At 54.4% G+C, this 25248-nt stretch carries 21 protein-coding genes and 1 pseudogene; 9 read left to right on the top strand and 13 right to left on the bottom strand.

The window, feature by feature from the left end:
- The first annotated feature begins 163 nt into the window (after nt 1-163).
- The gene (locus tag Q5Y75_RS26445; protein WP_306203218.1) at nt 164-1030 is read left to right on the top strand and encodes a Rossmann-like and DUF2520 domain-containing protein; all 867 of its coding nucleotides are present in this window, start codon (nt 164-166) and stop codon (nt 1028-1030) included.
- Nucleotides 1031-1786: 756 nt separating this feature from the next.
- On the opposite strand, the gene Q5Y75_RS26440 is transcribed toward Q5Y75_RS26445, so the two are convergent.
- Nucleotides 1787-2197, bottom strand: a complete 411-nt coding sequence (locus Q5Y75_RS26440) for a methylglyoxal synthase (RefSeq protein WP_306203216.1) — start codon at nt 2195-2197, stop codon at nt 1787-1789.
- Nucleotides 2198-2211: 14 nt separating this feature from the next.
- On the opposite strand from Q5Y75_RS26440, the pseudogene Q5Y75_RS26435 reads away from it, so the two are divergent.
- Nucleotides 2212-2304: pseudogene (locus tag Q5Y75_RS26435) on the top strand (universal stress protein); the annotation flags it as partial.
- Between the two features lie 76 nt (nt 2305-2380).
- Complete coding sequence (locus Q5Y75_RS26430; RefSeq protein ID WP_306203214.1) at nt 2381-3076, top strand: adenylate kinase; 696 nt, start codon at nt 2381-2383, stop codon at nt 3074-3076.
- A gap of 486 nt (nt 3077-3562) precedes the next feature.
- Here Q5Y75_RS26430 and Q5Y75_RS26425 read toward each other — a convergent pair whose 3' ends face one another.
- Genes Q5Y75_RS26425 through Q5Y75_RS26410 form a run of 4 tightly spaced genes read right to left on the bottom strand, consistent with a single transcriptional unit; the run spans nt 3563 to nt 7223 of the window.
- Entirely contained in the window at nt 3563-5059 is a 1497-nt protein-coding gene (locus tag Q5Y75_RS26425) for a tripartite tricarboxylate transporter permease (protein WP_371933313.1), read from the bottom strand.
- A gap of 1 nt (nt 5060) precedes the next feature.
- Nucleotides 5061-5510, bottom strand: coding sequence for a tripartite tricarboxylate transporter TctB family protein (locus Q5Y75_RS26420; protein ID WP_306203212.1), 450 nt, complete (start codon nt 5508-5510; stop codon nt 5061-5063).
- The gene (locus tag Q5Y75_RS26415; RefSeq protein ID WP_306203210.1) at nt 5510-6466 is read right to left on the bottom strand and encodes a tripartite tricarboxylate transporter substrate binding protein; all 957 of its coding nucleotides are present in this window, start codon (nt 6464-6466) and stop codon (nt 5510-5512) included. The genes Q5Y75_RS26420 and Q5Y75_RS26415 overlap by 1 nt, the downstream gene beginning before the upstream one ends.
- Nucleotides 6467-6491: 25 nt before the next feature.
- A complete protein-coding gene (locus Q5Y75_RS26410; protein WP_306203208.1) occupies nt 6492-7223 on the bottom strand; it encodes a GntR family transcriptional regulator in 732 nt (243 codons plus the stop codon).
- 80 nt (nt 7224-7303) lie between these two features.
- Here Q5Y75_RS26410 and Q5Y75_RS26405 point away from each other — a divergent pair, with 80 nt between their 5' ends.
- Nucleotides 7304-8089: an amidohydrolase family protein gene (locus tag Q5Y75_RS26405; RefSeq protein ID WP_306203206.1), complete on the top strand. Its 786-nt coding sequence runs from the start codon at nt 7304-7306 to the stop codon at nt 8087-8089.
- 222 nt (nt 8090-8311) lie between these two features.
- Here the strand turns inward: Q5Y75_RS26405 and Q5Y75_RS26400 are convergent, their stop codons facing one another.
- Genes Q5Y75_RS26400 through Q5Y75_RS26380 form a run of 5 tightly spaced genes read right to left on the bottom strand, consistent with a single transcriptional unit; the run spans nt 8312 to nt 13288 of the window.
- Nucleotides 8312-9598 (bottom strand): TRAP transporter large permease, encoded by a 1287-nt coding sequence (locus Q5Y75_RS26400; RefSeq protein ID WP_306203204.1) that lies wholly within the window; start codon nt 9596-9598, stop codon nt 8312-8314.
- Nucleotides 9595-10125, bottom strand: a complete 531-nt coding sequence (locus Q5Y75_RS26395) for a TRAP transporter small permease (protein ID WP_306203201.1) — start codon at nt 10123-10125, stop codon at nt 9595-9597. Before Q5Y75_RS26395 ends, Q5Y75_RS26400 begins: the two co-directional genes overlap by 4 nt.
- 1 nt (nt 10126) lies before the next feature.
- A complete protein-coding gene (dctP, locus tag Q5Y75_RS26390) occupies nt 10127-11125 on the bottom strand; it encodes a TRAP transporter substrate-binding protein DctP (RefSeq protein ID WP_306203200.1) in 999 nt (332 codons plus the stop codon).
- Nucleotides 11126-11153: 28 nt separating this feature from the next.
- A complete protein-coding gene (locus tag Q5Y75_RS26385) occupies nt 11154-12098 on the bottom strand; it encodes a hydroxymethylglutaryl-CoA lyase (protein ID WP_306203198.1) in 945 nt (314 codons plus the stop codon).
- Nucleotides 12095-13288 (bottom strand): CaiB/BaiF CoA transferase family protein, encoded by a 1194-nt coding sequence (locus Q5Y75_RS26380; RefSeq protein WP_306203196.1) that lies wholly within the window; start codon nt 13286-13288, stop codon nt 12095-12097. The genes Q5Y75_RS26385 and Q5Y75_RS26380 overlap by 4 nt, the downstream gene beginning before the upstream one ends.
- 98 nt (nt 13289-13386) lie before the next feature.
- Between Q5Y75_RS26380 and Q5Y75_RS26375 the strand changes: the two genes are divergently transcribed.
- From Q5Y75_RS26375 to Q5Y75_RS26360, 4 genes are all read left to right on the top strand, one after another.
- Complete coding sequence (locus tag Q5Y75_RS26375) at nt 13387-14310, top strand: LysR family transcriptional regulator (protein WP_306203194.1); 924 nt, start codon at nt 13387-13389, stop codon at nt 14308-14310.
- 628 nt (nt 14311-14938) lie between these two features.
- Complete coding sequence (locus Q5Y75_RS26370; protein WP_306203192.1) at nt 14939-15226, top strand: HNH endonuclease domain-containing protein; 288 nt, start codon at nt 14939-14941, stop codon at nt 15224-15226.
- Between the two features lie 41 nt (nt 15227-15267).
- On the top strand, nt 15268-16002 hold the full coding sequence (locus Q5Y75_RS26365; RefSeq protein ID WP_306203190.1) for a competence protein CoiA: 735 nt from the start codon (nt 15268-15270) through the stop codon (nt 16000-16002).
- Nucleotides 16003-16263: 261 nt separating this feature from the next.
- Complete coding sequence (locus Q5Y75_RS26360) at nt 16264-16995, top strand: DUF1194 domain-containing protein (protein ID WP_306203188.1); 732 nt, start codon at nt 16264-16266, stop codon at nt 16993-16995.
- 68 nt (nt 16996-17063) lie between these two features.
- Here the strand turns inward: Q5Y75_RS26360 and Q5Y75_RS26355 are convergent, their stop codons facing one another.
- Nucleotides 17064-17774 (bottom strand): IS6 family transposase, encoded by a 711-nt coding sequence (locus tag Q5Y75_RS26355; RefSeq protein WP_306203186.1) that lies wholly within the window; start codon nt 17772-17774, stop codon nt 17064-17066.
- 394 nt (nt 17775-18168) lie between these two features.
- On the opposite strand from Q5Y75_RS26355, the gene Q5Y75_RS26350 reads away from it, so the two are divergent.
- Nucleotides 18169-18354, top strand: coding sequence for an AICE-type RepA C-terminal domain-containing protein (locus Q5Y75_RS26350; RefSeq protein ID WP_306203184.1), 186 nt, complete (start codon nt 18169-18171; stop codon nt 18352-18354).
- A gap of 59 nt (nt 18355-18413) precedes the next feature.
- Here Q5Y75_RS26350 and Q5Y75_RS26345 read toward each other — a convergent pair whose 3' ends face one another.
- Together Q5Y75_RS26345 and Q5Y75_RS26340 are read right to left on the bottom strand one after the other, a co-directional pair.
- Nucleotides 18414-23606 (bottom strand): calcium-binding protein, encoded by a 5193-nt coding sequence (locus Q5Y75_RS26345; protein ID WP_306203182.1) that lies wholly within the window; start codon nt 23604-23606, stop codon nt 18414-18416.
- Between the two features lie 737 nt (nt 23607-24343).
- A complete protein-coding gene (locus tag Q5Y75_RS26340; protein WP_306203180.1) occupies nt 24344-25099 on the bottom strand; it encodes an IclR family transcriptional regulator in 756 nt (251 codons plus the stop codon).
- Between the last annotated feature and the right edge of the window lie 149 nt (nt 25100-25248).

Below are 25248 nucleotides of genomic sequence, written 5' to 3'. Positions count from 1 at the left end.
GATTTTGGCAAAGCGGGCTCAACTGGGGCGCTCACGCCTAGTGCTGAGAGTCCGCAATGGTCCTTTCGCGCTGGTTACTATGGATAAAGTGGTATTGTTCGAATAGCGTTCCGACTGGCATAGTCGGCAAGGAAGCCAAACCGTGCGAGGTCGGGGCCGCTGAATGGCAAAAACCAAAGTGAACCTTATTGGTGCTGGTCGCGTAGGCCAAACTCTTCTCGGTCTTTTGCGACGCTCGCGCAGATACGCGGTTCAAGACATACTGAGTTCTCGCCTGAGTTCGGCGGAACATGCAGTCCAATTTGCTGGGACAGGTCGAGCGTTGGAGCACTACGCAGATCTGGCACCAGCCGAGCTTTGGATTTTGGCTGTGCCGGACTCTCAGATTTCAGTTGTAGCAGCAGAAATTGCAAAGGCCTTTGAATATCACGACCTCAACGAACCGCCGCCAGTGGTGTTTCACTGCAGTGGATTCTTCCCCGCAGATCAAATGGCGCCCCTTCAGAAACTAGGCTGGCGGCTCGCCAGCGTGCACCCGGCGCTGACATTCGCTGAGCCGGTAACCTCGATCCAACAATTCGAGGGAACGCTTTGTGGCGTCGAGGGTGAAAGCTCGGCGTTAGAGCTTGTAGAGGATTTCCTGGATGAGATCGGTGCAATCCCATTTCGGATCAACTCCGAGAGCAAAAGCCTCTATCATGCGGCCGCCGTGATCTCGAACAACTTCGCCGTGGTTTTGCAGGCGATTGCGCGTGAAGCCTGGGCTAAAGCAGGCGTGCCGGATGACATTGCAAAACAATTGAACACCAAGCTGCTTCAAGCGACCTGCGAGAACGTTGTTGCCTATGGGCCCTTGGGGGCACTTACAGGACCTGCGTCGCGAGGTGACACCTTTGTTGTCGCGCAACAAGGGAAAGATGTGGCCGCTTGGCACCCTGCGGCAGGGATCGTCTACAAAGAGTTGAGCCTGCTGGCTCAGAAACTGAAGACGGATGGTAAGACACAGGATGGAGTGGATTCCAAAGGCTAACCGTGCCCACACTTCAATCAGGCTGCGATCTGCGCGCCTTGTAGCCATGCAAAGAAGAGCAATTCATCTTGGTACGTTTACCACGGGCCAGCCGTTCGCGTTCTCGCGTGCTGCCTTTGTGGGCTGCTGCGGTGCCCGAGCGATTACAGGGCTTTCGTCAGGTGAGCCGAAATCCCTTTCTCCTGAAGTCGAAGTCACCTGCACTGGAAAACTGCCGATCCTTCCGCGTGGCGCGGTTTGGGATCAGAACCAGGCCGGCCGCGGTTGGATCTGTTGAAGAGGCTTGGGAGATTCGTCCCGCGTCGCGCCAGTTCATGCGGCGTGCAGCGAAAGTCGATCCACACCAGACCGGCCCTTGGTGCAGATCGCCGCGAAGGTATCAGGAGAGCCCGACCTGTACCTTGGATTTTTGTGCTGCGCGCGCACGCAGCGGGAAATTCGCTGCATTTGCAACCATCCAAGTGCTGTCATGCAGCGGAGGAACCGGCCATCGGTGCAAAGCGCAGCGAGAATACGAGAGGCAATTCAAGGGTCGCGGGACAAAACGTGCATTTGCTGAGCGACATCATATGGCTAGTTTTGGCGCTCTGAGGTCATATAAGCCATTGGTCATCATCGAAACTTGTTGACCACTGAAATTAAGACGATGGCGGCTGCAAATCCAATAAATTACCCCAATTGTAATGCAAGGACTAATTGGAAGTTACTAAGAATCTCGCGAGTGCTTCGCACGGTTACTCGAGCAACCGCATGCGTTCATGCGCCTGTTTCGCGTTGGGAAAACAAACCCTTCAGTACGAAATTTGCCGTACTGGGACTATGAGCGGAGGGAAGATCATAAACAATCGCTAACCTGCTAAGGGCCTTAACATCGACATCATGAGGCATTGGGGACATCGGATCGATGAAGAAGAACAATGCGTCGAGCACGCCTTCACAGATCATCGCACCAATCTGCTGATCTCCTCCTAAGGGACCGCTTTTGAGACAGGTCAGCTTCAGCTGTGGTGATGCCTCTAGAACTTTGGCCCCGGTCGTCCCGGTTGCGAATAGATCTGCTCCTTCTAGCAATGAAACATGTTGTCGAACCCATTCGACCAGGTCACCCTTCTTGGCGTCATGGGCGACCAGTGCCAGCCTGAGCGGTTTACCGGATAAATTGCTCAACAAAATCCGCCCCTAGTCACCGACCGGGATTGCAGGATTATTTGCTTGGATCGACTGCGGCAAGGGTCGTTCGGCATGCCAAATGCGCGGTCCATGTTGTCAGGTAACTCACAACGCGGCTCCAACACATTGCGTCTGGTTCGAGGAAGAAACGAACGGCGCGGAAGATGAAAGGACCAAGTTATGGCACTAGTAGATTCGGATCAGCCAACCAAGATTGTGGTCATGTTTGGCCCGCCCGGATCCGGCAAAGGTACTCAAGCGCGACGCCTGGCCGATGAATTGGGATACATCCAAATTTCGACAGGAGATCTGCTGCGTTCGGCGGTAGAAGCACAATCTACATTGGGTTTGATTGCAAAGGCGACGATGGAGGCCGGTGGGCTGGTAAGTGATGACATTGTACTTGCATTGTTGAAAGAGAGGTTGTCGGAGCCAGACGTTCAAGCGGGTGCGATCTTCGACGGGTACCCGCGCACAGTCAATCAAGCCAAGGCACTCGACCAATTACTAAAGCAGTCGGGCCAGCGAGTCGAAAAAGTAGTCGAACTTAAAGTCAAAGACGATGATCTTGTCGAAAGAATTACTGGAAGGCACACATGTGCAGACTGCGGTGAGGGGTATCATATCCGCTTTAAGAGGCCAAAATTGGAAGGTGTGTGTGATGTTTGTGGCGGTACAAGATTCAAGCGCAGGGCAGACGACACCGCCGAGACAGTTCGCACAAGGCTAAGCGAGTACTACGAGCAAACACTTCCTGTGCTTTCGTACTACGTGCCGAAAGGCGCAGTTAGTACACTGGATGGTGCTGACAGCGTCGATGAGGTCTTTGCCAACCTTCTTTCAGTAGTTTCTGCAAAATCGAGGGTAGATACGTGACTCGCGGCGTATGTCCCCAGCTGAAGGGCACGACATCATCGATATCCGGAAGCTGTATGGCAAAGCTGATGCCTTCCCACATGACCTTGGATTTACATCAACCGCATCATGTGAATCTTTACAGTTCAGTTTAGAGCCCGGCGAGGTCAACACCGGTGAATGGCCGGTTCGGTGAAGTCTGCTACGCCGCAGAACAAATCGCGCCAAACGGGCGCCGGCTTTCTGCGTCAGCAATAGCCGCAATTGCACAAGTCCGGTTTGTCCGCAATCTGTGAGTTAGCATGAACCTTGGTCTCGCATACGCAGCGAATGTCGCCTCTGACGGGCCGCACTGCAGCGACGGTGATCAAGGTCGAACGACGGCTATGGGCCGTCGCTGTCTGGCGCGGATCTGCTCGTAAAAAAGATTCTTCGCTTGCTACGACGTCAAATTACTAGAAGGTGCGATCCGATTGAACGTTCGCTCACCAATAATCCAGTTCGGTCTCATATTTCAGCGCCAGCCCGCTTATTGCGCATCGCTTTCACAATCGGCCAAGTGATGATCAGAAGAGTAGCAATTGCCAAGGCGGCCGAAAGCGGTCGGGTCAGAAGTTCGGTCGCGTCTCCCCGGCTGATCAATAATGCGCGGCGAACGCTTTGCTCCGCCATCGGGCCAAGGATCATGCCTAGAATGATTGGGGCCAGCGGTACGTTGAGCTTCTCAAGGAAGTACCCGGCGATGCCAGCCAGGAGCATGACCCAAAGATCAACCGGGCGACCGTTGATAACGTAAACGCCCACACACATTAGGATCAAGATAGATGGGACGAGCAAAACACCAGGAAGGCGCTGGAACTGCGCAAAGACGCGTGTTGCGACAGCACCTCCAAGCAGGAAAATCAGAAGAGAAGTGATTAGCATTTCCATCATGAACCCGCCGACCAGAACGGGATTCTGATGAAAGAGCTGCGGACCGGGTTGGAGCCCGTGGATGGTCAAAGCACTGAGAACTAAGGCAGCCACAACGTTTCCGGGGATGCCCAGCGACAATGCCGGGATCATTGATGCGGCGTTATCGGCGTTGTTTCCGCATTCTGCGGCCGCGACGCCTTGCGGATTTCCTTTGCCGAAACTCTCAGGGTCGTCGGAGGCATTCTTGGCAGCGTTGTAGCTGAGGAAGGCGGCAATATTGCCACCTGCACCGGGCAGAATACCAACGCTGATCCCGATACCAGAAGACCGAAGCCAGGTCGGGATCAGCTTCCGCCTTTCGCCCGGTTTGAACGGGACGTTTGTCAGTTTGAGCTGTGCAGCCGACAGCCCCTTGAGGTCGCACTTTTCAGCTAACTGCAAAACGGGCGGCAGAGCATAAAGGCCCACCAGAACAACGATCAGGTCGAGACCACCCAAAAGCCAAGTCTGATCGAAGGTATAGCGCGCCTGCCCTGACAGGTTGTCGATACCAATGGTGCCGATCAGCAGACCAAGCACCGCCGCCATCACTCCTTTGGCGGGGTCAGAACCCACCATCACGCCCACCGAAGCCATGCCAAATATCGCGATCCAGAAATATTCTGCCGGACCGAAGAACAGCGTGACACGAGCCAGAAGCGGCCCGACCGTCATCAAAGCAATCGCACTCGCGATGCCGCCCACAGCCGAAGACCAACATGCGATTTTCAACGCCTTTGCAGCCTCGCCCTTGTCGGCCATCGGAAAGCCGTCAAATGTTGTCGCAATCGAGGCTGGCGTACCGGGGATGCGCAACAGGATTGCCGGAATGGCACCGCCATACATCGACCCGTTATAAATGCCCGAAACCATCGCAAGGGCGACCAGCGGGTCCATTGAATAAGTCAGGGGAAGCAACAGTGCGATAGCCATAACCGGGTTCAATCCGGGCAAGGCCCCGATAAATACCCCCAAAAGCGTCGCACCGATCATGGCCACAATTGGCCAAACGGTCAGCACCTTGCTCAGCGCCTGTGTATAGAATTCCATCTCAGCCCCCCAGTCCTACCAGCGAAGGCAGAGCCCCGCGCGGAAGCGGCTTTTCCAGAAGCAGAGAAAAGACGAGGTAGATTATGCCCATGAAGACCGCAGCGACGATCAGAGCATAAAGGCCGCGCCGGTACCCCAGCGCGATGGGTAGCGCCAGCATTAACAGGAACGATGCCGGGTAAAATCCCAGTGGCACAATCAACGCCACATAGACGATGCCAAGCACAATCGTGACCAGCATCTGCGCGGGACCATCAACCAGTTTGCGTTCAGATGTTGTCCCCGCGCGCACAGCCTTCAGAACAACAGTTGCACCAAGAAGCGCCAGGATAATGCTCAGCACCATCGGGTAGATACCGCTGGCCCCGGTATATGAGGTCGCCATCCACGCGGCGGCGGCACCCAGCCCCATAAAGATGAGGCCAAGCACAATATCCTGACGCCGTTCCATCAGTTCGACAGTCCGAGGCTTTTGGACACCTCGGCCAATCCATCAAACTCGGCTTGCAGCCTGGCGCCCAAGTCGTCGCCTTTGACGATGTTCGGCACTTCGCCCTTGGTGGCAAGGAACTCAACATAGCTCGGGTCGTTCACCGAGCTCTCAATGACATCCGCTAGCTTTGCGACAATCGCGGGGTCCATATCTTTTGGCCCCAGAATTGCGCGCCACAAAAGTGTTTCTTTGTCTCCCATACCAAGCGCATCCAGACCGGACGCATTCGGCAATGCGGCGACGTCAGCAGCCGAGGTCACGATGGGGCAAGCTGCCTCGCCGCTTTCGACATAGGGCAATACGGTCGAGATCGACCCGCCATAGATGTCCACATGCCCGCCAAGGAAGTTTTGCAGCGTCTCGCCGGCGCCGCCGAACGGGATGGGAACCGCGTCAATACCCTTGGCCTGGAAAATGCGCTCGGCAGCCAACTGCATCGTGCCACCGATGCCATCATTGCCATACGTGTACTTTCCGGGGTTGGCCTCAAGCTCGGCCAGGAAACCGGCACCGTCCGTTGCCGGGAAATCGGTTTTGATACACAGCGTATACGCCGTCTCGGAGGTTGAGGCGATTGGGGTGAAGCTGTCCAGTGAATAGGCAACATTCTGCACCTGCGGCACGGTGGTCAGCGGGCTATTCCATGTCGCAAAAAGGGAATAACCGTCCGGCTTGGCCTGCATGAATTGCGATGCACCGACCGAGCCGCCACCGCCGCCAACATTTAGCACGGCAATCGAGGTTCCCAGCGCCTCTTCCAGCAGGATCGCCAGCTTGCGAGCACTGGTGTCGGTGCCACCGCCGGCGCCCGCCGGGATAGTCAACTCGATGGCGCGTTCGGGATATTCGGCAAAAATCGGCGTCGCCAGTGCGACAGAGGTCAATGCATAGATCATGGTTTTCTGGATGGTCATCTGGTCCTCCCTGGACAATCAGTTGTCAGTTGATCTCGCTGCGATAGCGGAATTGCGCCGCGCTCCCGCGGGCAATGCGCCATTCAACGGGCTTATGCTCGATGTCGAAGGCAGTTCTGTGAATGACCGCCAATGGATCACCTGTTTTCAGTCTCAACTGTTTGGCAACGGTTTCATCAGCCGAGCCAAAAGTCAGATCGTCGGTGGCGCGCTTTACCAGCACCCCAAACTGCTCGAAGTAAATCGGGTAAAGGAGCGGCCCCAGCGCATCTTCGCTTAGTGTTTCAAATCCGGCGAATAGTGACGCGGGGATATAAATCTCCTCGAACAAGACCGGCAGATCACTCAGGCTACGCACCCTGACGATCTTGATCACATCCTGCGTTCCCAGAGCTTCTGCGGCCTCTGTCGGGGCGGGTGCCCGTGTGCGGACGATCAGCTTGCTGGAGGGGATTGATAGCTGCGACCCATCCACCTCACGCCACTGAAAGAATCGGAACAAAGTCGCATCGAATGACGGTGCCTTGACATATGTACCCGAGCCTTGTCGCCGTTCCAGCAAACCTTCGCCAACAAGTCCGTCGATGCTTTTGCGTACGGTGCCGACCGACAGCCCATACTCCTTGGCCAGTTTTGCCTCGGACGGAATTGGTTGCTCTGCGGTCCACTCTCCGGCGGCGATCTGCGCAGCCAGTGTGTCACGCAGCCGAATATAGGCCGGAAGCCTGTCATCCGTGGTGTGAAATGGTGCCGACATCTCTTTCCTCCCAAGAATCCACTACCCCATGTTGACCTATATAGTCAACTAGTCATATATATGATTTAGGAGGCCCGCCAATGATCGACTTTGATTGCCATGCGCATGTCTACGAGCAATTCATTGCAGTTGAAGGTGCGCGTTATGTCCCTAACGCTTCGGCTCCATTGGACAAATGGCTAGAGCATCAGGTGACGCATGGCCTTTCCGGCGGTGTCATCGTACAGGTCAGCTTCTTGGGAACTGATAATTCCCAGCTTCTTTCGGCCCTTGCCGGACTGGACAAGTCGCGGTTTACCGGGGTCGCCGTGGTCCCAATCGATATCGGCGCGGAAGAGCTGGAATCACTGGTCGATCAAGGTATTCGCGGTGTGCGATGGAACCTGGTGCACGGCGCGGCCATTCCTGACTTCTGGTCAAAACCTGTTAGCGACTTTCTTGCGAAACTGCGCTCCCGGAACCTACATCTCGAAATTCATCTCGAAGGCCCCCGCTTGGCTGACATCCTCGACCCGCTAACGGATCAGGGCCTCAAAGTCGTAATCGATCACTTTGGATTGCCGTCAGAAGCTAACCCGCTGCGAGACCAGATGGTTACAGCGGTCAAATCCCTTCAGCGCGAAAATTTGTACATGAAATTCTCGGCACCTTACCGAACGCCGTTCGATCTAAACCCGCATGCCCACGAGTTACTATCGGCTTTGTCTGTGGATAGAGTAGTTTGGGGCAGTGACTGGCCACACACACAGCACGAAACCGTTGCTGATTTTTCTGGCTGCATTGAGTTTGGTCGGAGCCTATGGCCTGCCAGCGACAATAGTGCAGTCACATCACTCTACGGGCTGAAAAGGCTCCAGCGCGTTTAGACATGTCTAAACAAGCGGGCTTTCGCGCCCGGTGTCTAAATGCCTGCTCCAACCGCCGCATCCTGTGAAGGCGCCGAGTGTCCGTTATTAGCCGAAGTCGAAGATGGCTCAAAAAGTGGATCCCAAAAGCTGCACTTTTGCTAGCACGCCCTAAATCTTGACGCCTGGGTCGCGAACTGTGCTGACCAAGTTTGTGTCCGGAAGGAGTAATCGATTTTACTTCTAACCCCCAAAACCAGCCACCTCAGGAAGCCAAGTGGACAAAGGTGGGAATGCAAAGACGAAGATCAGACCCAAAAGCATTAGCACTGCATAGGGCAAGGCTCCTCGAATGACCTCCGACAATGGAGCTTTCGCAATGCCTTTGATTACAAAGAGATTCATCCCCACGGGAGGAGTGATCAACGCAAGTTCAAGGTTGATCATCAGCAAGATGCCATACCAAATTGGATCGATCCCCAGTGCCAGCATGACAGGAAAGACAATTGGTGTTGTGATCAGGATGATTGAGATGGTCTCAAGAAACATCCCCAACACGAGAATGAGCAGCATAACGGCTACGACAAACATGGCGGGGCTGAGGCCGATTGCTGTCACTTGTTCAACGATTTCGATGGGCAGCCGAATAATGGTTACGGCGTGACCAAACAGTGCCGCAGCCGCCAATATCATGAACAGCATCGCCGTTGTGCGCACTGTCTCAAAAGCGGTCACCCATAGGTCTCGCAAACCGAAATTGCGGTAGACAATTACGCTGATGAACAGCGCGTAAAGGCAGCCAATCGAAGCAGCCTCAGTAGCTGTAAAAATTCCAAGGTAGATCCCACCCAAAACCACCGGTGGCATCAACAAGGCCCAGATCGATTGAATCATACGTGCCCAGATAACGCCCATACCCGCAAATGGTTGAGAGACAACTGCGGCCCCAAACCCGGCGCTGGCCATCGCCCAAATCGCGAAAATGACAGCCATCATGATACCCGGCACCAACCCGGCCAGGAACAAAGCTCCGATCGAAGCTTCGGTTACGATGGCATAAAGAATAAGAGGCCCAGAGGGAGGGATGAGAATCCCGAGCGTACCGCCCGCTGCAATCACACCGTAGGAATAGCTCGGGCTGTAGTTAAAGCGCTTCATCTGCGGGATAGCCGTCGAGCCAATAGTAAGAGCCGTGGCAACAGAGGAACCTGAAATGGCTGCGAAAATGGTGCAGGATAGGATTGTGGCCACCCCAAGACCACCGCGCAAATGGCCGACCATCGCATTAGCTGCATCATACAGATCCTTAACCACACCAGCCCGGATCATCACATGTGCCATGAAGGCAAACATCGGTATGGCCGTCAAAAGACCGTTGTTCAGTTTGGCAAACACCGTATCAGCCGCGCTGTTCACGTTGCCTTCTGTCAGCATCATTATGATCAGCGATGTCAGACCGAGCCCGGCGAAAATTGGCATCCCCGTAAGCAAAAGGACAATCAGACCGGCTAAAATCAATAACGTCATCATAGTCGGCGCACCGTCAGAAGCGTGAAGATGCGAGCCAGCGCCGCAAGGATCAGAATGATCATGCCAACGAGAAGAAAGCACTGCGGAATCCACATCTGAACGCTCAGATATCCATCTGAATAAATGCCGAAGTCGTATGAAAACTGCACCATAATCACCGCGCTGTAGAGAATAGCCGCAGCGACCAAGATCACACCTATCATCCCCCAAATCTCGACCAACCATTGAGTTCGAGGACCAGCACGCTCAGTCAGCAGGTCAACTCCGAAATGTTCGCCGCGCAAAAGGACCTCGCCCGCTCCGAGTGCCACCATTGCCACGACGATAAAGCCGTTGAGTTCATCGGAAAAAGTGATCGGTGTGCCAAGGATATAGCGCATAAAGACGCTGTAGCTCACGACCCCGAATACAACTAGCACCAGCAACGCGGCGATACCTGCCCCAGATAACGTAACCAGACGCACCGCGCGCTCCACCCCTGAGACCGGCAAGGCCTCAGAGGTGTCAGTTTCATGACCCTGCTTCATGTCAGTTCGAAATTTGGCCGACCAGCTCAAGCAGCTTGACGCCGTCTTCACCGGTTGCGTCGCCAAACGATTTATCGAAAGCAGGTACCATGAGCGCTTTCCATGCGGCTTCTTCCTCAGGCGTCTGGAAATGCACTTTCATGCCATTGTCAGCCAGTTGATCGGGTGCTGCGGCAGATGCTTCTTCGGACGCGGCAACTGCCCATTCTGCCGCTTTGGCCCCCGCCTCGGCTATAGCGGCTTTCTGTGCATCCGTCAGACCATCATACCAAGCCGGGTTAAGGTAGCCGTGGAAGAACACACTAAAGAGCGGCACGACCGTCACATGGTCCTGGACTTCAAAGTATTTGCGCGAATAGGCGGCGGCAATATCGGTCATGCCCGCGTCGATCACACCGGTTGAGAGTGCTTCGTACACTTTCGAGCCAGACATCGCTGAAGGTGCTGCCCCCATGGCGACAAGCCCCTCATCCGCCACCGGGTTCAGGCCCCGGATCTTCACGCCTTCGAAATCTTCCGGATTGATCAGCGGCGATCCCTTTGACGTCAACGCTGTCATCCGTGTTGTGAACAGCCAGACCGCGTTCTGCACACCTTTTTCAAGCAGCTTCTGATCCAGAAATGCTGCGGCTTCACTATCCGGCCAAGCGGCGAGCGTCTCCGTATCAGTGACAGCATAGGGTTTCAGCGTAACGTTCATGATCGGCAGGGTCTTGCCCCATTGCGGGTTAATCGAGAATGCGCATTCAATGTTGCCCTTGGCTACCGAAGCGATGTTCTCGCGCGCGCCAACTAGGCTGTTGGCACCAAAGACCTGAACGTCGATTTCTCCGTTCGACAGGGTCTCAATCTCCTCGGCCCATTGGTCGATGACATTCGCGATATGGTGCCCAGGGGGTAATTGGTGGCTGCAGCGCATCTCGGTTGCTTCTGCGTGGGCCGTGCTACCTACGGATGTTGCGGCCAATAGCGCGGCCGCTGCTGTTCTGAAAATGTTCATGTTCTCCTCCACTTATTTAGCTTGTTGTTTATCGGGCACGCCAGCTGATCAGGCGCGGTGCTCCGGCGCGTGGCAACGCACCAAAGAGCTGTTCGTCGGGCATTTCGGACGAGGCGATCTCTCGCACAGACATCAGCTGTTCTAAGTCGATGCCGGTTGCAAAACCTTTACGTTCACAGAGATATACAAGGTCTTCAAAGACCACGTTCCCTGTTGCGCCGGGGGCAAAGGGGCAGCCTCCGAGGCCTGCCAGCGAGCCATCGATCACCCGGATACCTGCGTCTAGGGCGGCAGAGGCATTGACGATCCCCATTCCCCTTGTGTCGTGCAGGTGAATGCTCAGCGCAACGTCGCCCAGTTCGTTTTTCACACATTCAACAAGGTCTTGCACCTGATCTGGACCCGCAAATCCGACTGTGTCTGCAAGACCGATCATGTCCACACCCGCCTCCGCGCATGCGGCCGCGATGCGCACCACATCGTCCGGATCGACTTTGCCAGCAATCGAGCAACCGAACGCCATGGCGATGCCGACCTGTACCAAAGGTGAGGTTTCTGAGCCTCTTGCCAGTTCGACGGTTTTACCAACCAGAGCAATTGCTTCCTCACGTGTACGACGTGTGTTTGCCTGGCTATGTTCCTCGGTCGCCGAGACCACTGTGACGATTTCGCCGACCGGAGTTTGAACCGCGTCCGTCGCGCCGCGATCATTCAAGGCAAGCGCTGCCGAATGGACGTTAAGGCTGCGGCAAATGTCGATGATGTCCCGAACATCAGCGAATTGCGGCATAGCTTTTGCCGGAAGGAAAGAGCCAATCTCAAAGTGCCGAACACCCGCGGCACTTTCACGGCGCAACCATTCGGCCTTCGCTGCCGTTGAGGGATATCGTTGGACCATCTGCAGACCGTCGCGCAATCCGACTTCCCGCAATACGACCCTGTCGGGTGGGTATATTTCTGACAGGCGAGTCACGTTGAATTCCTATCCGCCGCGCCACTTGCAGCCGATATTTCCGAAGGTGACAGGCCAAGCTCTGAAAGCACGGTGTCAGTGTCATCGCCGACATCTGCGACATCGAGTGAAACCGGATGTGGAATCCCGCCATCAACTTCGATGGGCAAACCCGGAGCCCGGAACACCTGCCCACCAGCGTCGTGTGAGAGATGCAGACCGCCGGGGCGCAGGACATGTGGATCCTGATACATATCGGCAGGACGATTGATCGGCGAAAAGGGAATGCCCGAAGCTTCAAAAGTCTCGATCAGTTCAGGAAAATCGCGTTTGCCGATTGCTTCTGCAAAAAGGGGAAGTGTCCAGTTCCGCGCTTCGATCTGGTCCATCTTTGTCTGAAGCCGGTTATCCTCCAGCAAATGCTCTAAGCTGATTGCTTTGCACAATATTTGCCAATGGCCCTCAGTGACAGCACCCACAAAGATCTGACGATTGTCCCGCGTGTCGAAGATGTCGTAGACCGGCCAGGAAAATTCCCGCTCGGGCATAGGGGCCGGTTCGTGTCCGTCCAGATCGAATTGCACCATGTGTTGCATGACAAGCATTAGGCAATTCTCGAACAGGCCAATGCGTATCGTCCGACCCTCTCCGGATTCTTGCCGCTCCAACAACGCGCCGAGAACTGCAAGAGCGCCGAAGACCCCACCCATGATGTCATTTGCAGAAGAGCCAATGCGCAAGGGACGACCCGTTGGGCCAGTCATATAGGCCATTCCGGTCATCATCTGAACCACCTCGTCCATTGCCGTTCGGTCCTGATAGGGACCATGCAGGAAGCCCTTGCAGGATGCGATGATCAAATTGGGGTACTTACCTCGCAACGCGGAGGGCGCAAATCCCATCTTGGCAAGTGACTGGTCGCGGAAGTTCTCAACGAAAACATCGGCGGTTGCCAGAAGCTGATCCAGCGCCGACGTTCCGGCCTCGGACTTTAGATCTAAGGTAATTGAACGCTTGCCGCGATTGAAACTTGGGAAGAACCCCCGCCCCATTCCGGTTAGGTGCCGTGTTTTGTCCCCCGCAGGGGGCTCAACCTTGATCACGTCAGCACCAAGATAGGCAAGGACCTGACCGCAACTTGGCCCCATAATCATGTGGGTCATTTCAACGACGCGGATGCCCCGCAAAGGCCTGAAATCGTCTGACACCATGTATGCTCCGGTTGGACTTGCGTTAACCAAAGCTAACCGATCGGTATGCTTTGCAAAATTTCAATGTTAATAAGGCTGCTTTCTGATATTGAGAAAGCATGGACAGCAGGCAACTCCGATACTTTGCTGCGATCTTTGAGGAAGGCGCGTTGGCTCGTGCTGCTGATCGGGAAAGGGTCGCTGTGTCTGCATTAAGCAGGCATCTGTCCAATCTCGAAGCCGAACTTGGTACGCAGCTATTTGAGAGATTGCCAAGGGGCGTGCGGCCGACAGCATCTGGTGCTCGATTATATGAACACGCGCGTGCGATCCTGCGATCCATGCAAGCCGCCAGCACCGATATCCGAGAAACTGAGAATGAGGTCGCGGGTGAGATTTCGGTTGGCTTTGCACATTCGGCTGTCAAAGCTATTGGCGTGCCCCTGGTACAGCGTGTTTCACAAGACTATCCGAACCTACGCCTGCATCTTTCTGAGATCTTTTCCGGGTCTACCGCCCAACAGCTTGCGTCTTCGGAGGTCGATTTGACCCTAACCTACAACCAACTTCCTGACGCGCGTTTCAGGTTCCAACCGGTCTTGGAAGAGGAGTTGGTTCTGGTGGGTCGGCCAGATGTTATCGGTGGAACCGATGCAATCAGTTTTGAGGCACTGCTGGACTTACCGTTGATAATTCTTCGCCAAGGCCTGTACACCCGAGCTGTGATGGACGACCCTTCCCTACTCAGGCGGATCGAAGAGAACGCGCAGTTCCAAATAAACTCGATCTCCGCAATCAGCGGATCCCTTCTGTCTGGCATCGGTTGCATCGTGGGCACCGAGTTTATTCTGAAAGAACACATTGACGCGGGCGCATTGGCGACGCGTCCGATTATCAAGCCAAAACTCAATCGCACGCTCTACATAGGAGATTTAAGTGATCGTCCGGCGACTTTTGCCTTCGAAGCTGTGCGTCGGCTCTGTATTGAACTTACAGTTGAAGCAGTGGAGGCGCGACAATGGAAAGCGACGCTGACGAGTTAGTCGCATGACATTGTCATGAGTTCGAAGCAGTAGTTCGCTGCCAATCGTTTTGCTAATCGCCATAGTGCTATGTGAACCTAGATCGCACAATCGGAACGACGCTGACTTTTGTCCGCAACGCAGATTCCTCGGCGCTGGTCAATTAACACTGATTGTCAACGTCCGCTTACCGGAATCTGCATTACGGCGTAGCGAGTTGCAGTGAAGGTCGGCTTTGGGCCGTCAACGATGGCTTGTCACCTCAAGGAACGCGGAGATGCTTTGCTCTGTTCAAGGACTGCCTCTAAAGCGACTTGCTCACTCGTCAGGACGCAGCGAATGTCATGTGTGGATGGCGCCCGCATAGCAAGAAGAAAATGGATGGTGCGCACCGTTTCAGAAGCGGTCTTGTGTCCGGCCTGTTTGCGCGGTGCACTTGACCGCTGGCCCTGATGGGATCCGCAGATCAGGTTCCCAACTGCTTTGCGGACAGCTACGCCCGTGACATTCGGCGGAGTGTCCTGATCATTGCGGCTGAAATGTGCTCCATCACATCATTGGTCTTGCTATCTCGTTGTTAACGTTATTGGTCAGGCGGCGTGCGGTCGGTAATGCGGGCTGCCGATGCGGCATCCGAGCGGTGCCCTCGATGTCCCTTTTGGGCCGGCTTCGTTTCAGCATCACAGCAGCTTGGCCTGGCATAAAAGGGAAGAACCCCAATCTTTATCGGCGGGACGCTCAAGGCAACTTGATCTACAAGCCTGCCTACAACCGAGACAGCCCCATGGGTTGGCAGGTTGATCACATCTGGCCAAGGTCAAAAGGTGGCTCAGATGCGCGGCGTAATCTTCAAGCTCTTCAAACTGGCGCAAACAAGCGCAAATCGAACAAGACGCCGAGAAGGGCGAAGGCATCGTCTCGGAAGCGCCGATGGTAATCCAACTTACTGTTCCCACGCACTATGCCTAGGTCTTCAAGATGAGATTCGCGCTTTCCGGAGATGTACGACTAGAAGCCACTCCTGGCGCCGTTGGGCTCTGCCCTGGGTGCGGAGCACAGCTCATCGCGAAGTGCGGCTCAAAGAAAGTCTGGCATTGGCCCCATCAGGGTCAACGCCACTGTGATGAGTGGTGGGAGCCTGAAACCGATTGGCACAGATCGTGGAAGAACTATTTTCCTTCTGATTGGCAGGAGATACCCGCCCGAGACAATGCTGGCGAGTTGCATATTGCCGACATCAAGGTTCCAGATGGTCTTGTGGTCGAGGTTCAGCATTCCGCCATTAAAACAGCGGAAGCTAAGAAACGCACTCTGTTTCATGCGCCGATGATTTGGGTAGTTGACGGTCTGAGACGCAAGACTGACAAGACCCAGTTCGAAAAAGCACTCGGGTCTGAATTTTGGAGACGGCCTGAAAAACCGGCTCTTTCGCGACTGTCTCCTTACGACGTGCGCCTAGTTGAGGAATGGTTCGATCTTAGGGTCATAGTCGCCTTTGATTTCGGTGGAGAAGATGTCTGGCTCATGAGCGCGCGCGATTGGGCATGCGGATTCGGGTTTTGGTATGAGAAAGAGGCTCTCGTGGCGAATATTCGTGAACGCACCGATATCCCATTTATCTTTACCGAGCATAAGAACCGCAGAGGCAAGGTGATGAAGCGCACGCACTCGATCCCTTACTCGTTGCCCGAAAAGCACGGCGAGCCAAAGTAGCTCGACTACATCTATGGCAATTCGAATGTCGGCAAAGCTGGCTGCGACTGCAGCATCCGGACTTCCCGTCCAATGTCCGCAATGGGCCGTGTGAGCCACTAAGTTTGAACTTTTGGTTTCCTCACTGGCGGTCTCATCATCAAGCGTTTGTGGCTTGACTTAAACGGCCGACTCGCCCTCGGTTGAGAGATGCTAGGCAACATATTCCCAACTATTGTCGCATCTGCCTGTCTCTTGGCTACGCCCGCCGCATCTAATGTGATGGAAGTCGATCTAGAGCTAGTTCTTCTGGTCGATGTCTCTCGGTCAATGACGGAACGTGAACTCGAGATTCAACGCCAGGGATATGCAGCGGCTCTAAGGTCGGACGAGGTCTTCGCCGCTGTTCAGTCGGGCCTATTACAACGAGTAGCTTTGACATACGTTGAGTGGGCTGGCATGCAAGAAGTGATTGTTGACTGGAGACTTCTGGAAACGCGCGCTGATCTGGAAGAGATTGCACGTTTGCTCACCACCAATTTCGATCCCGCTCTGCGCAGGACTTCGATCTCTGAGGCGCTGATCTTCGGGGCGGCGATGATTGAAGGAAACGATTTCGAAGGCCTGCGCAAGATTATCGACGTGTCAGGCGACGGGCCCAACAACCAAGGTCGCCCAGTATTGCGGGCCCGCGAAACGGTGTTGTCGAAATCGATCATCATAAACGGTTTACCGCTGATGACCCGAGAAGGCATGGGCAGCCAGTGGCACCTCGACGATCTTGATGTTTACTACCAGAACTGCGTGACGGGCGGTCCTGGTTCTTTTGTAATCCCGGTGCTTGACTGGCAGGATTTCGCAGAGGCCGTGCGCCGAAAACTGGTGCTGGAAATCGCGTCAGTGCCGCTGCTCGAACAGATGCTATCTGCGCAATACACACCGGTCAGCGCCTATGACTGCTTGATCGGAGAGAAAATCTGGGAGCGGAACCAACAAATCTGGAACGAACCCTGACGAAAAACGCTTTGGTCGGTATTGCCAAGTTGTTGACCCGAGCAATTGAGGTATTGGCGAAGACAGGATCAAGCGGTCATTTCAGCAGTGTAATCGTCCCAGAGGTTGAATGCGTCGGAACGAGCGTGGCGGTATGAGTTTGCGGTGAGTTGATATCGGCGGGGGCGGAAGACCAGGTTGATCTGGTCATGCGCAGACAGAAATCTCTGAGCCTGTAGGTGAGACTTGCACCGGCCCATTATCTTTTCTCGTTTGCGGGTTGGTCGGTGCGACACTTCGATAGCGTTATTCAGACCTTTGTGGGCACGATGATCAGCCTCTGGTGCCAGTATCTTGATCGGCTTGACATAGCTGCGCAACTTGTCGGTGATGACGACCCTGGGTTCGCCAAACTTGGCAACCAACCCGTTGAAAAAGCGCTTTGCAGCTTTAGCATTTCGGCGCGTTTGCACGAGAATGTCGAGCACGTCGCCATTTGCGGCGATCGCCCGCCACAACCAGTGTTTCTTGCCACGGATCATTATCATGACTTCGTCCATGTGCCACTTGTCATTCGGTCGTGGACGATCCCGTCTGATGCAATCGGCAAAGTGTCGACCAAAGCGACTGACCCATAGCCGAACTGCTTCCCGGCTGACGATCACGCCTCGCGCAGCCAACAGATCCTCAACGTCAGCTGTGCTCAACGCAAAGCGATGGTAAGCCCAGACCGCGTAAGCAATGATTTCACGAGGAAAGCGAAAACCCTTCAGGCGTGGCATGATCGTTGGGATATTCATTAGCGCGACATAGCTGGATCACTCAGCCTGAACAACTTGGCAATACCTCGGCAGGTTCGGGACCTTTCTAGCTTTGTTCCGGTCGAAGCGGTGACCCTGTCACGACGGTTTCATATTTCTGTCGAGGCCATAAATGCCGCATTTGGTGAAGATGCTGATCGAAAAGTCTGGATTCGAAACCTATGAGTGCATTCAAGCGGCCTTCGATAAAATTTCCGACCGCTCAAGATTGAACGTAAGGATCAACTGCCTGCTCTTGGACGTGGCAGGTCACTAGTTGTGCTCGGCGCCAGCTCTGGCATAGACCGGGCGTTGGCAATTGCGATGGCTGGAACAGATTCAGGCGCGGTGAGCGCCGCAGGAACCCATTGCAGACGCTTGTGAAGCGAAGATTATGCGTGAAACATCGGGCAAGTACCCGCATCTGACCAACGACCCGAACAGCTATCCGCGCCAACTCAACCGGCTCTCCGGCGCAATCCGCCGCCTGCAACCGCCCCTGCGCCGGACGGGCGTGACCATCGCCTTCGAACGGCACGGACATGCAGGCGAATGCACTTTCAAGATAGAAAGTGCCTGATCTATTGTCAGCAACACAAAACACTTACAATGCTGACGATCAAATCGGGAGTTCCAAGGTCAGAAGATGAAATCGCCGGCATCAAGCACACCCTCGGCCACGCCCACGAGTGTCATCGTGTTGCCCACGCCATCGCCAATCACCGCATCTGCGCCACCTGAAAGATGGTTGGCCTGGAGATCCGCAAAATCGGTAATCTCCGAAACCCCGCTCAGGTCGATCCGGTCGCCGGGACCAAAACCGATCACCTGATCTTCGCCGCTCGAGAAGACCAGCACATCCGCATCTGCACCGCCACGCAACGTGTCATTGCCCGCTCCACCATTCAACAAATCAGCGCCGTTGCCGCCATAGATCGTATCATGGCCGCCACCGCCATTGATGGTGTCGTTTCCATTGCCACCATAAACTATGTCCCGACCAAACTGATCATTCTGCGCTTCATCGTTGAACACGTCATTGCCGTTGCCCATAAAGATCGTGTCGCGCCCCAAACCACCCCAAATGTGGTCATCGCCATCGCCACCTTTAATCGTGTCATCTTGGTTCCCGCCGTAGAGCGTGTCATTCCCTGTGCCACCGCTTACCAGGTCTGCGCCGTCATTGCCTCGAAACTCATCATGGCCACCGCCACCGTTGATCGTGTCGTTGCCAATTCCGCCGAAAACCTTGTCCCGCCCAAACTGATCGTTCTGCGCTTCATCGTTGAACACATCATTGCCATCGCCCATGAAGATATTGTCGCGTCCGAGACCGCCCCAGATGCGATCATCACCGTCATCACCGTAGATCGTATCGTTCTGATTGCCGCCATGGAGTGTGTCATTTCCAAGGCCACCGTTTACCTTGTCTGCGCCGCCATCACCTCGAAACTCATCATTGCCGCCACCGCCATTGATCGTATCATTCCCGCTTCCGGCATAGACCGTATCGCGCCCGAATTGGTCGTTTTGCGCTTCATCGTTGAACACATCGTTGCCATTGCCCATGAAGATGTCGTCGCGTCCGAGACCGCCCCAGATGCGATCGTGACCATTTCCACCGTGGATCGTGTCGTTCTGGTTCCCGCCATAGAGTGTGTCGTTCCCTACGCCACCGCTTACTTGGTCTGCGCCGTCATTGCCTCGAAACTCGTCATGTCCGCCGCCGCCATTGATCGTGTCATTCCCGCTCCCGCCGTAAACCTTGTCACCGCCGAACTGATCGTTTTGAGCATCATCGTTGAACACATCGTTGCCATCGCCCAGATACGCCTTATCGCGCCCCAGACCGCCCCAGATGCGGTCGTCGCCGTCACCACCGTCAAGCTTATCGTCCTGATTGCCGCCATATAGGGTGTCATCGCCGGCACCGCCTTGCAGCGTATCAGCCCCCGCACCGCCCTGTAGCGTGTCGCGGCCGCCTTCGCCCTGCAGCAGGTCATGACCATTGCCACCATCGATCAGATCATTGCCGCTGAGCCCGGCGATGTCGTCATTACCGTCGCCACCTTCCAGCGTGTCGTTGCCATTGGCACCACCGTCGATGGTATCCCGTCCGCCCCGGCCCTCGATCCGGTTGTTCTGACCATTTCTGCCGGTCAGGTCGTCATGCCCGTCGCGCGAGCCGCGCACATGTTCAATATTGCTGATCGTATGGGTGAAGGCCTCACCCCGCCATGTGCCGGTGGCGGTGCCCGTGTTCAGATCCAGCGTCACCGCCTCGACCCCGGTCCGGTCATAGCGCAGCAGATCAAAGCCGCCAGCGCCATTGACCGTGTCATTGCCGGCTTTAAGAATGAACTGGTTGTCCTGATTGTTGCCGAGAACCGAGTCAGCGAGCATAGTCATATGCACAGAACTCAGGTTTGCGACGCCGTTTATCTTGTCAGTCATCCCATGCCCGTCATCGCTCACGATGCCGGTGGTGAGGTCGATGGTGACGCCATTTGTTATCTGCCAATCATCAAACGCCAGACGTATATGCCCGTTGCTGGCTTTCAGATTGAACGTGTCATTGCCAGCATATGTCCTGATGACAAGGAAACCTCCCGCGCCCGCCGTGGCCGTATAGGTATCGTCGTGGACAGTGCCGTCGATCACCAGGCCGCCGATTTCGGTCGGTAGCGGCACGCTTACATCCACCAGCTCGGCCGAGCCGTTGGCGCCTTTGTTGATGTAACCGGTATTTGCGGTGCCATTGATCCAGACCCTGACACCCGCATCCAGATCCCAAAGTTGGACAGAGGCCTGACCAGTGATCATGTCTGAGAAGACAATCGTGTCGTGACCCGTACCGGGCCGGATCGCATCCACATTGGAGTTGTCTCCTGGTTCGAGATAGTCGTTCCCAGAACCGCCAACGATTGTGTCGTTTCCAAGCCCTCCGCGAAGCGTGTCATTGCCATCGCCGCCATACAGTTCGTTGTCGTGAGAGTTGCCGATCAAGAGATCGTCTCCCACACCGCTGTCTGCGTTTTCGATCACGCTGCCCGGCGCGATGGCTAAGTTGAGACTCAGCCCGGCTATGCTCGAAAACTCACCCTCTCGTAGATCGATGACCTGGTCCGCGTTGGTGTCGTAGAATGAAAACCAATCAATGCCACCGCTGTCCTGAACCGTAAAGAAACGTGGCACATCTTCATGGGTCACCTTGACATCGCCGGACTGCCACCAGAACACATAGTCGGTATCGCCGGGATTACGGGTTGGATTCAGGCCATAAAGCGCATTGATCGCTTCGACATCTGCAACTTGCGGAGAAAAGATATAAGCATTGGTTCCCGGCGCGTATTCGTGGTCGCCTGGAAAGAAATACGACATGATCGTATATTGCGTGCTGTCATTGGGAAACAGATTATCTTCACCATATGTCGCCGTGAAGTTGTAGTTTCCGGGGTGGCCCAATCCCAGCGCATGCCCGATTTCGTGTAAATAGACTTCGAATGCAAACCCCCACGGCTGAAGTGGATCGCCGGCGGATATGCTCGGATGTACGTTGATGTAAGCAGTATCAATATATGGTCCGGCTAGATCATAATAGGCGTGGGCACCTCGTTCTTCATTGTCGAAAATGATCTGCGCATTCGTCGTGGTTTCGACAAATACCAGACCGGAGGATTCGGACCAGGCATCCAAGGCAGCGCGCGCAAAATAAGCACCCTGTGCATCCAGATCCTTGACCGAATAAGTGATCTGTCTGGAGGCATCTATGTCAAAAATTCGCCGCGCCTCGCCGATGCTTTCCCAATAGCCGTCAGTGAGTTGCTTAGCGAATTGTTCGACGTTAGCCCCATCTGGTCTGCCGTACTCTATTATGTTTATTAGATTGCCTCTATCCCAGACCGTGCCATCAAAGAAGCTCACCTGATCGATGTATTGGTCAAATTTGATTGTGTCGCCATTGACGTGGATCAGCACAAATTTACCATCGACACGTTGAAAGTGTACGTCGCTGGGCAAAACTCCATTCCCAAACTCGATCGCCTCACTATCATGTTCAAAAATTAGGATCGTGTCATGGCCCCAGCCGAAATCGAACGAATATAGATTATCACCGGAACCCCCGTCTAAAACATCATTCCCAGCGCCGCCAACAAGTGTGTCGTTTCCGGCTGCTCCATAGAGAGCGTCATCTCCTGAACCTCCGCGAAGATAGTCGCTACCATTGTGCCCGCTAATGACGTCATTGCCCGCGCCGCCAAAGAGGAAGTCATCGCCTTCGTTTCCTAGGAGTCGGTCATCTCCTTGAAGGCCGGCCAACGTGTCACTTTTGCTACCACCGGTGAGCGTGTCGGCAAGCTCGGTTGAGACGTTCGTCAAAGTCGTTAGATCGTCCAAGTCCCAAACAGTGCCATCTGCAAAACGCACCTCTTGGATGCGAGAACCGCTTGCCAAAAATTGATTGTTAATCTCTACGCTATCGCCGTTCACATGGGTCAGGACAAGATCATTTCCGACCCAACGGCCACTAACATCGACGGAGAAAACGCCCGTCCCAAATTCAATCCTGTTAACAATTACAGAACTTGAGGAGCGCGAGTCAGAGACCGAGTCCTGTCCCCAGCCTAGTTCGAATATGAATAAATCATTGCCAGATCCGCCACTTAGATCGTCGTTTCCGGTACCACCGCGCAAAGTGTCATTTCCGGAAGATCCCGCGATCGTATCATTGCCCGACCCGCCAATCAAAAGATCGTTGCCATCATTCCCCAGAATACTGTCATTGCCTTGCAATCCGGATAGCGTATCGTTCGCGTCAAGACCCCTGAGAGTGTCACCAAGCCCGGTTGCGACATTTGTCAGCACCCAGAGGTCGTCAAAATCCCAAACCGTCCCGTCCGCAAATCGCACCTCATCAATACGATAGTTTGTAAAGTGAAAATGGCCATCGACAGTAATCTTGTCACCATTGGTATGAGTCAGCACCAGATCCGAGTCCAACCACTGACCACTGATGTCACTCTTTAGAATGCCTGCCTCGAACTCGATGACTTTCAGGCCGCCCGTGTAATTCAAGATATTGTCATGGCCCCAGCCAAGAGCAAATACATAGACGTCGTCGCCGCTCTCGCCACCTAGATCATCACCAGACAATATGTCATTTCCGGCGCCCCCTCGCAGGGTGTCATTTCCATCGCCGCCTGTTAAGAAATCGGTGTCCGCGCCCCCGTCCAGGCTGTCATCACCACCCTCACCTTCGATTCGATCGACTCCGCCAAGACCGAGAATAGTGTCATTGCTATCTGTTCCAATGAGGTAATTGTCCTGCTCCGTCGCAGTATTTGCCAGTGTCTCCAAGTCATCCAGGTTCCAGATTGTACCATCTGCAAACCGCACCATTTCAATCTGATAGCTGGTATATCGGAAATGGTCAGTCACTATGATGCTGTCGCCATTGATCGTCGTAAGGATCATATGCCGAAAGTCTTTTCCAACCTGAATATCTTGAGGCAAAATACCGACACCAAATTCGATCGTGTCGAAAGACACAGTGTCGAAGTTACTGATCCTATCTTGCCCCCAACCAAGATCGAACACATACAGGTCTTCGCCCGCACCGCCCGAAAGGTGATCATTCCCGACACTACCGCGCAATGTGTCATTGCCGCCATCGGCATAGATGGCGTCATTGCCCGCTCCGCCATCCAGGCTGTCTCCGCCATCTGCACCGCGCAAGGTATCGTTGCCAGCAAGACCCAGCAACGTATTGCCCGCCGCATCTGCTATCAGTGCGTCTGCACCATCCGTGCCCGAAACCACCAATCCACTCATATTGCCTGCCCCCAAACGGCCTTCCGGGCCGCATTCGCTTCACCAATCATGTGTTTTGTTACTCTTCGAACCCGTCAAGGAGCTTTGTTGTTCCGCAACCGATCAGGTCAAATTCCGATCTTCCCCAATTGAACACAATCCCAATCTGTCTTCGAATACAACACTCAACCAGCGCACAGCATCTAATCTTAATACTAGTAGGTTCAGTGTTTCCGCTCACGAACAGGTGCAGCATCGTAGATAGATTTGGTTCCCGCTTCGCATGAGATCAGACGTATCCGTCCGCTGTTAGCTACTCAAACGTAGCACTGGGTGTTGTGGCCAAACGCGAGAAGCGCCCTTTGGGACGCTAAACAATTGATCTACAACCTTTATATTGGTTACGGGAGTAGGATTTGAACCTACGACCTTCAGGTTATGGGCCTGACGAGCTAACGTTTGTTTTTCGCTAAACATGCCGGATGCGCCGCAGTGATTCAAGATGTGAACAAGCTCTCCAATGGGACGTCCTGCTTGGATATGCTTGGAACAATGGGCAGGTAAGTGTTGCGTCAGACAGTGGATTGAAAGTAGTACAGTTCACTCCTGCCGCCCGTCTGCGTCTGTGATAAGCTGGTCGATTTGGCCGCCACAAAAGCAAGCGGCGCGTATTGCACATAATTTCGCTTACAAGATAAATTTTGGGACTGTTTCTACGCTTTGATCATTGCTTCTAATTGGGAAGGGTTTCTCAGAATCTAAGCGAATTGTTGTCTAACGCTCTTCGAAGTTTGCAACAACGACCGCTCGACGGTGCTCCTGATCTCTTCAAACCGAGTCGACGGGACTGGAACTGAAATGGCGTGTAACTCGCCACCCCAATCGCGAAATGCAAAACCTACTGCTGAAACACCTGTGGAGTGCTCATTGATGTCATAGGCCAGACCATCTGTCCGAACATTATCAAGTTCATTCAATAGCGCTGAGATTTCTCCGGCCATTCCGGTTCTTTTCCACTCGGCGTTTATCAGGCGCCTTGCGTCCGCTTCCTCAAGCTGTGAAAGACAGGCCTTGCCATTTGCTGTCGTAGTGAGTGGAAAAACCTCTCCCACATGAGAAATCGTTGTCAACCTGTGGGTTCCTGGCACTTGGTCGAGAAAAACCATGCCCATGCCGCGCATGACGGAAAGATCGGCCGTTTCGCCAGTCTTTTGCGTCAATTCGGTCAGCAGCAGACGGCAGTGCTCGACGACATTATATTGATTGCTACCTGCCAGCGATGTGAGCTCGGGACCCAGCCGCAGGCCATGGCCTCCGACATCACTGATAACCATATTCTCCGCAGCCAGCGCACTAGTGATTCTCTGCACCGTTGAGCGGGGCAGGTCTACCCTTCGGGCTATCTGCCCAAGACTCATGCCGTTCTGGTTCTCTTTCAAAGCGCGGAGAATTGACGCGGCTCTTTCGATGACCTGAATTCCGCCTTTCTCTTTTTTTTCTACATTATCAACCACGTATGCGCTCCCGGTTTGTCAATAGAGACCAGATTTCAGACACTTTACGAACATTTTGTGTGTTCCGCAATGTAGTACAGCTAGACCGTAGAGCAGTTTGCTGTTGACTGCTATGCGATGCATATGCATCATAATGCGGGACAGATGGG

The organism is Ruegeria discodermiae, assembly GCF_030758345.1.
In the GTDB taxonomy this organism is placed as follows: Bacteria; Pseudomonadota; Alphaproteobacteria; order Rhodobacterales; family Rhodobacteraceae; genus Ruegeria_C.
Note: the sequence above shows the minus strand (reverse complement) of the source record. Positions and strands in the feature narration are given on the sequence as shown.

Coding starts and splice junctions, on each gene's coding strand:
- Q5Y75_RS26430 (WP_306203214.1), top strand. CDS start 2,381: ATGGCACTAGTAGATTCGGATCAGCCAACCAAGATTGTGGTCATGTTT.
- Q5Y75_RS26380 (WP_306203196.1), bottom strand. CDS start 13,288: ATGGTGTCAGACGATTTCAGGCCTTTGCGGGGCATCCGCGTCGTTGAA.
- Q5Y75_RS26395 (WP_306203201.1), bottom strand. CDS start 10,125: ATGAAGCAGGGTCATGAAACTGACACCTCTGAGGCCTTGCCGGTCTCA.
- Q5Y75_RS26365 (WP_306203190.1), top strand. CDS start 15,268: ATGAGATTCGCGCTTTCCGGAGATGTACGACTAGAAGCCACTCCTGGC.
- Q5Y75_RS26420 (WP_306203212.1), bottom strand. CDS start 5,510: ATGGAACGGCGTCAGGATATTGTGCTTGGCCTCATCTTTATGGGGCTG.
- Q5Y75_RS26355 (WP_306203186.1), bottom strand. CDS start 17,774: ATGAATATCCCAACGATCATGCCACGCCTGAAGGGTTTTCGCTTTCCT.
- Q5Y75_RS26375 (WP_306203194.1), top strand. CDS start 13,387: ATGGACAGCAGGCAACTCCGATACTTTGCTGCGATCTTTGAGGAAGGC.
- Q5Y75_RS26405 (WP_306203206.1), top strand. CDS start 7,304: ATGATCGACTTTGATTGCCATGCGCATGTCTACGAGCAATTCATTGCA.
- Q5Y75_RS26400 (WP_306203204.1), bottom strand. CDS start 9,598: ATGATGACGTTATTGATTTTAGCCGGTCTGATTGTCCTTTTGCTTACG.
- Q5Y75_RS26425 (WP_371933313.1), bottom strand. CDS start 5,059: ATGGAATTCTATACACAGGCGCTGAGCAAGGTGCTGACCGTTTGGCCA.
- Q5Y75_RS26445 (WP_306203218.1), top strand. CDS start 164: ATGGCAAAAACCAAAGTGAACCTTATTGGTGCTGGTCGCGTAGGCCAA.
- dctP (WP_306203200.1), bottom strand. CDS start 11,125: ATGAACATTTTCAGAACAGCAGCGGCCGCGCTATTGGCCGCAACATCC.
- Q5Y75_RS26345 (WP_306203182.1), bottom strand. CDS start 23,606: ATGAGTGGATTGGTGGTTTCGGGCACGGATGGTGCAGACGCACTGATA.
- Q5Y75_RS26415 (WP_306203210.1), bottom strand. CDS start 6,466: ATGACCATCCAGAAAACCATGATCTATGCATTGACCTCTGTCGCACTG.
- Q5Y75_RS26360 (WP_306203188.1), top strand. CDS start 16,264: ATGGAAGTCGATCTAGAGCTAGTTCTTCTGGTCGATGTCTCTCGGTCA.
- Q5Y75_RS26410 (WP_306203208.1), bottom strand. CDS start 7,223: ATGTCGGCACCATTTCACACCACGGATGACAGGCTTCCGGCCTATATT.
- Q5Y75_RS26350 (WP_306203184.1), top strand. CDS start 18,169: ATGCGTGAAACATCGGGCAAGTACCCGCATCTGACCAACGACCCGAAC.
- Q5Y75_RS26370 (WP_306203192.1), top strand. CDS start 14,939: ATGTCCCTTTTGGGCCGGCTTCGTTTCAGCATCACAGCAGCTTGGCCT.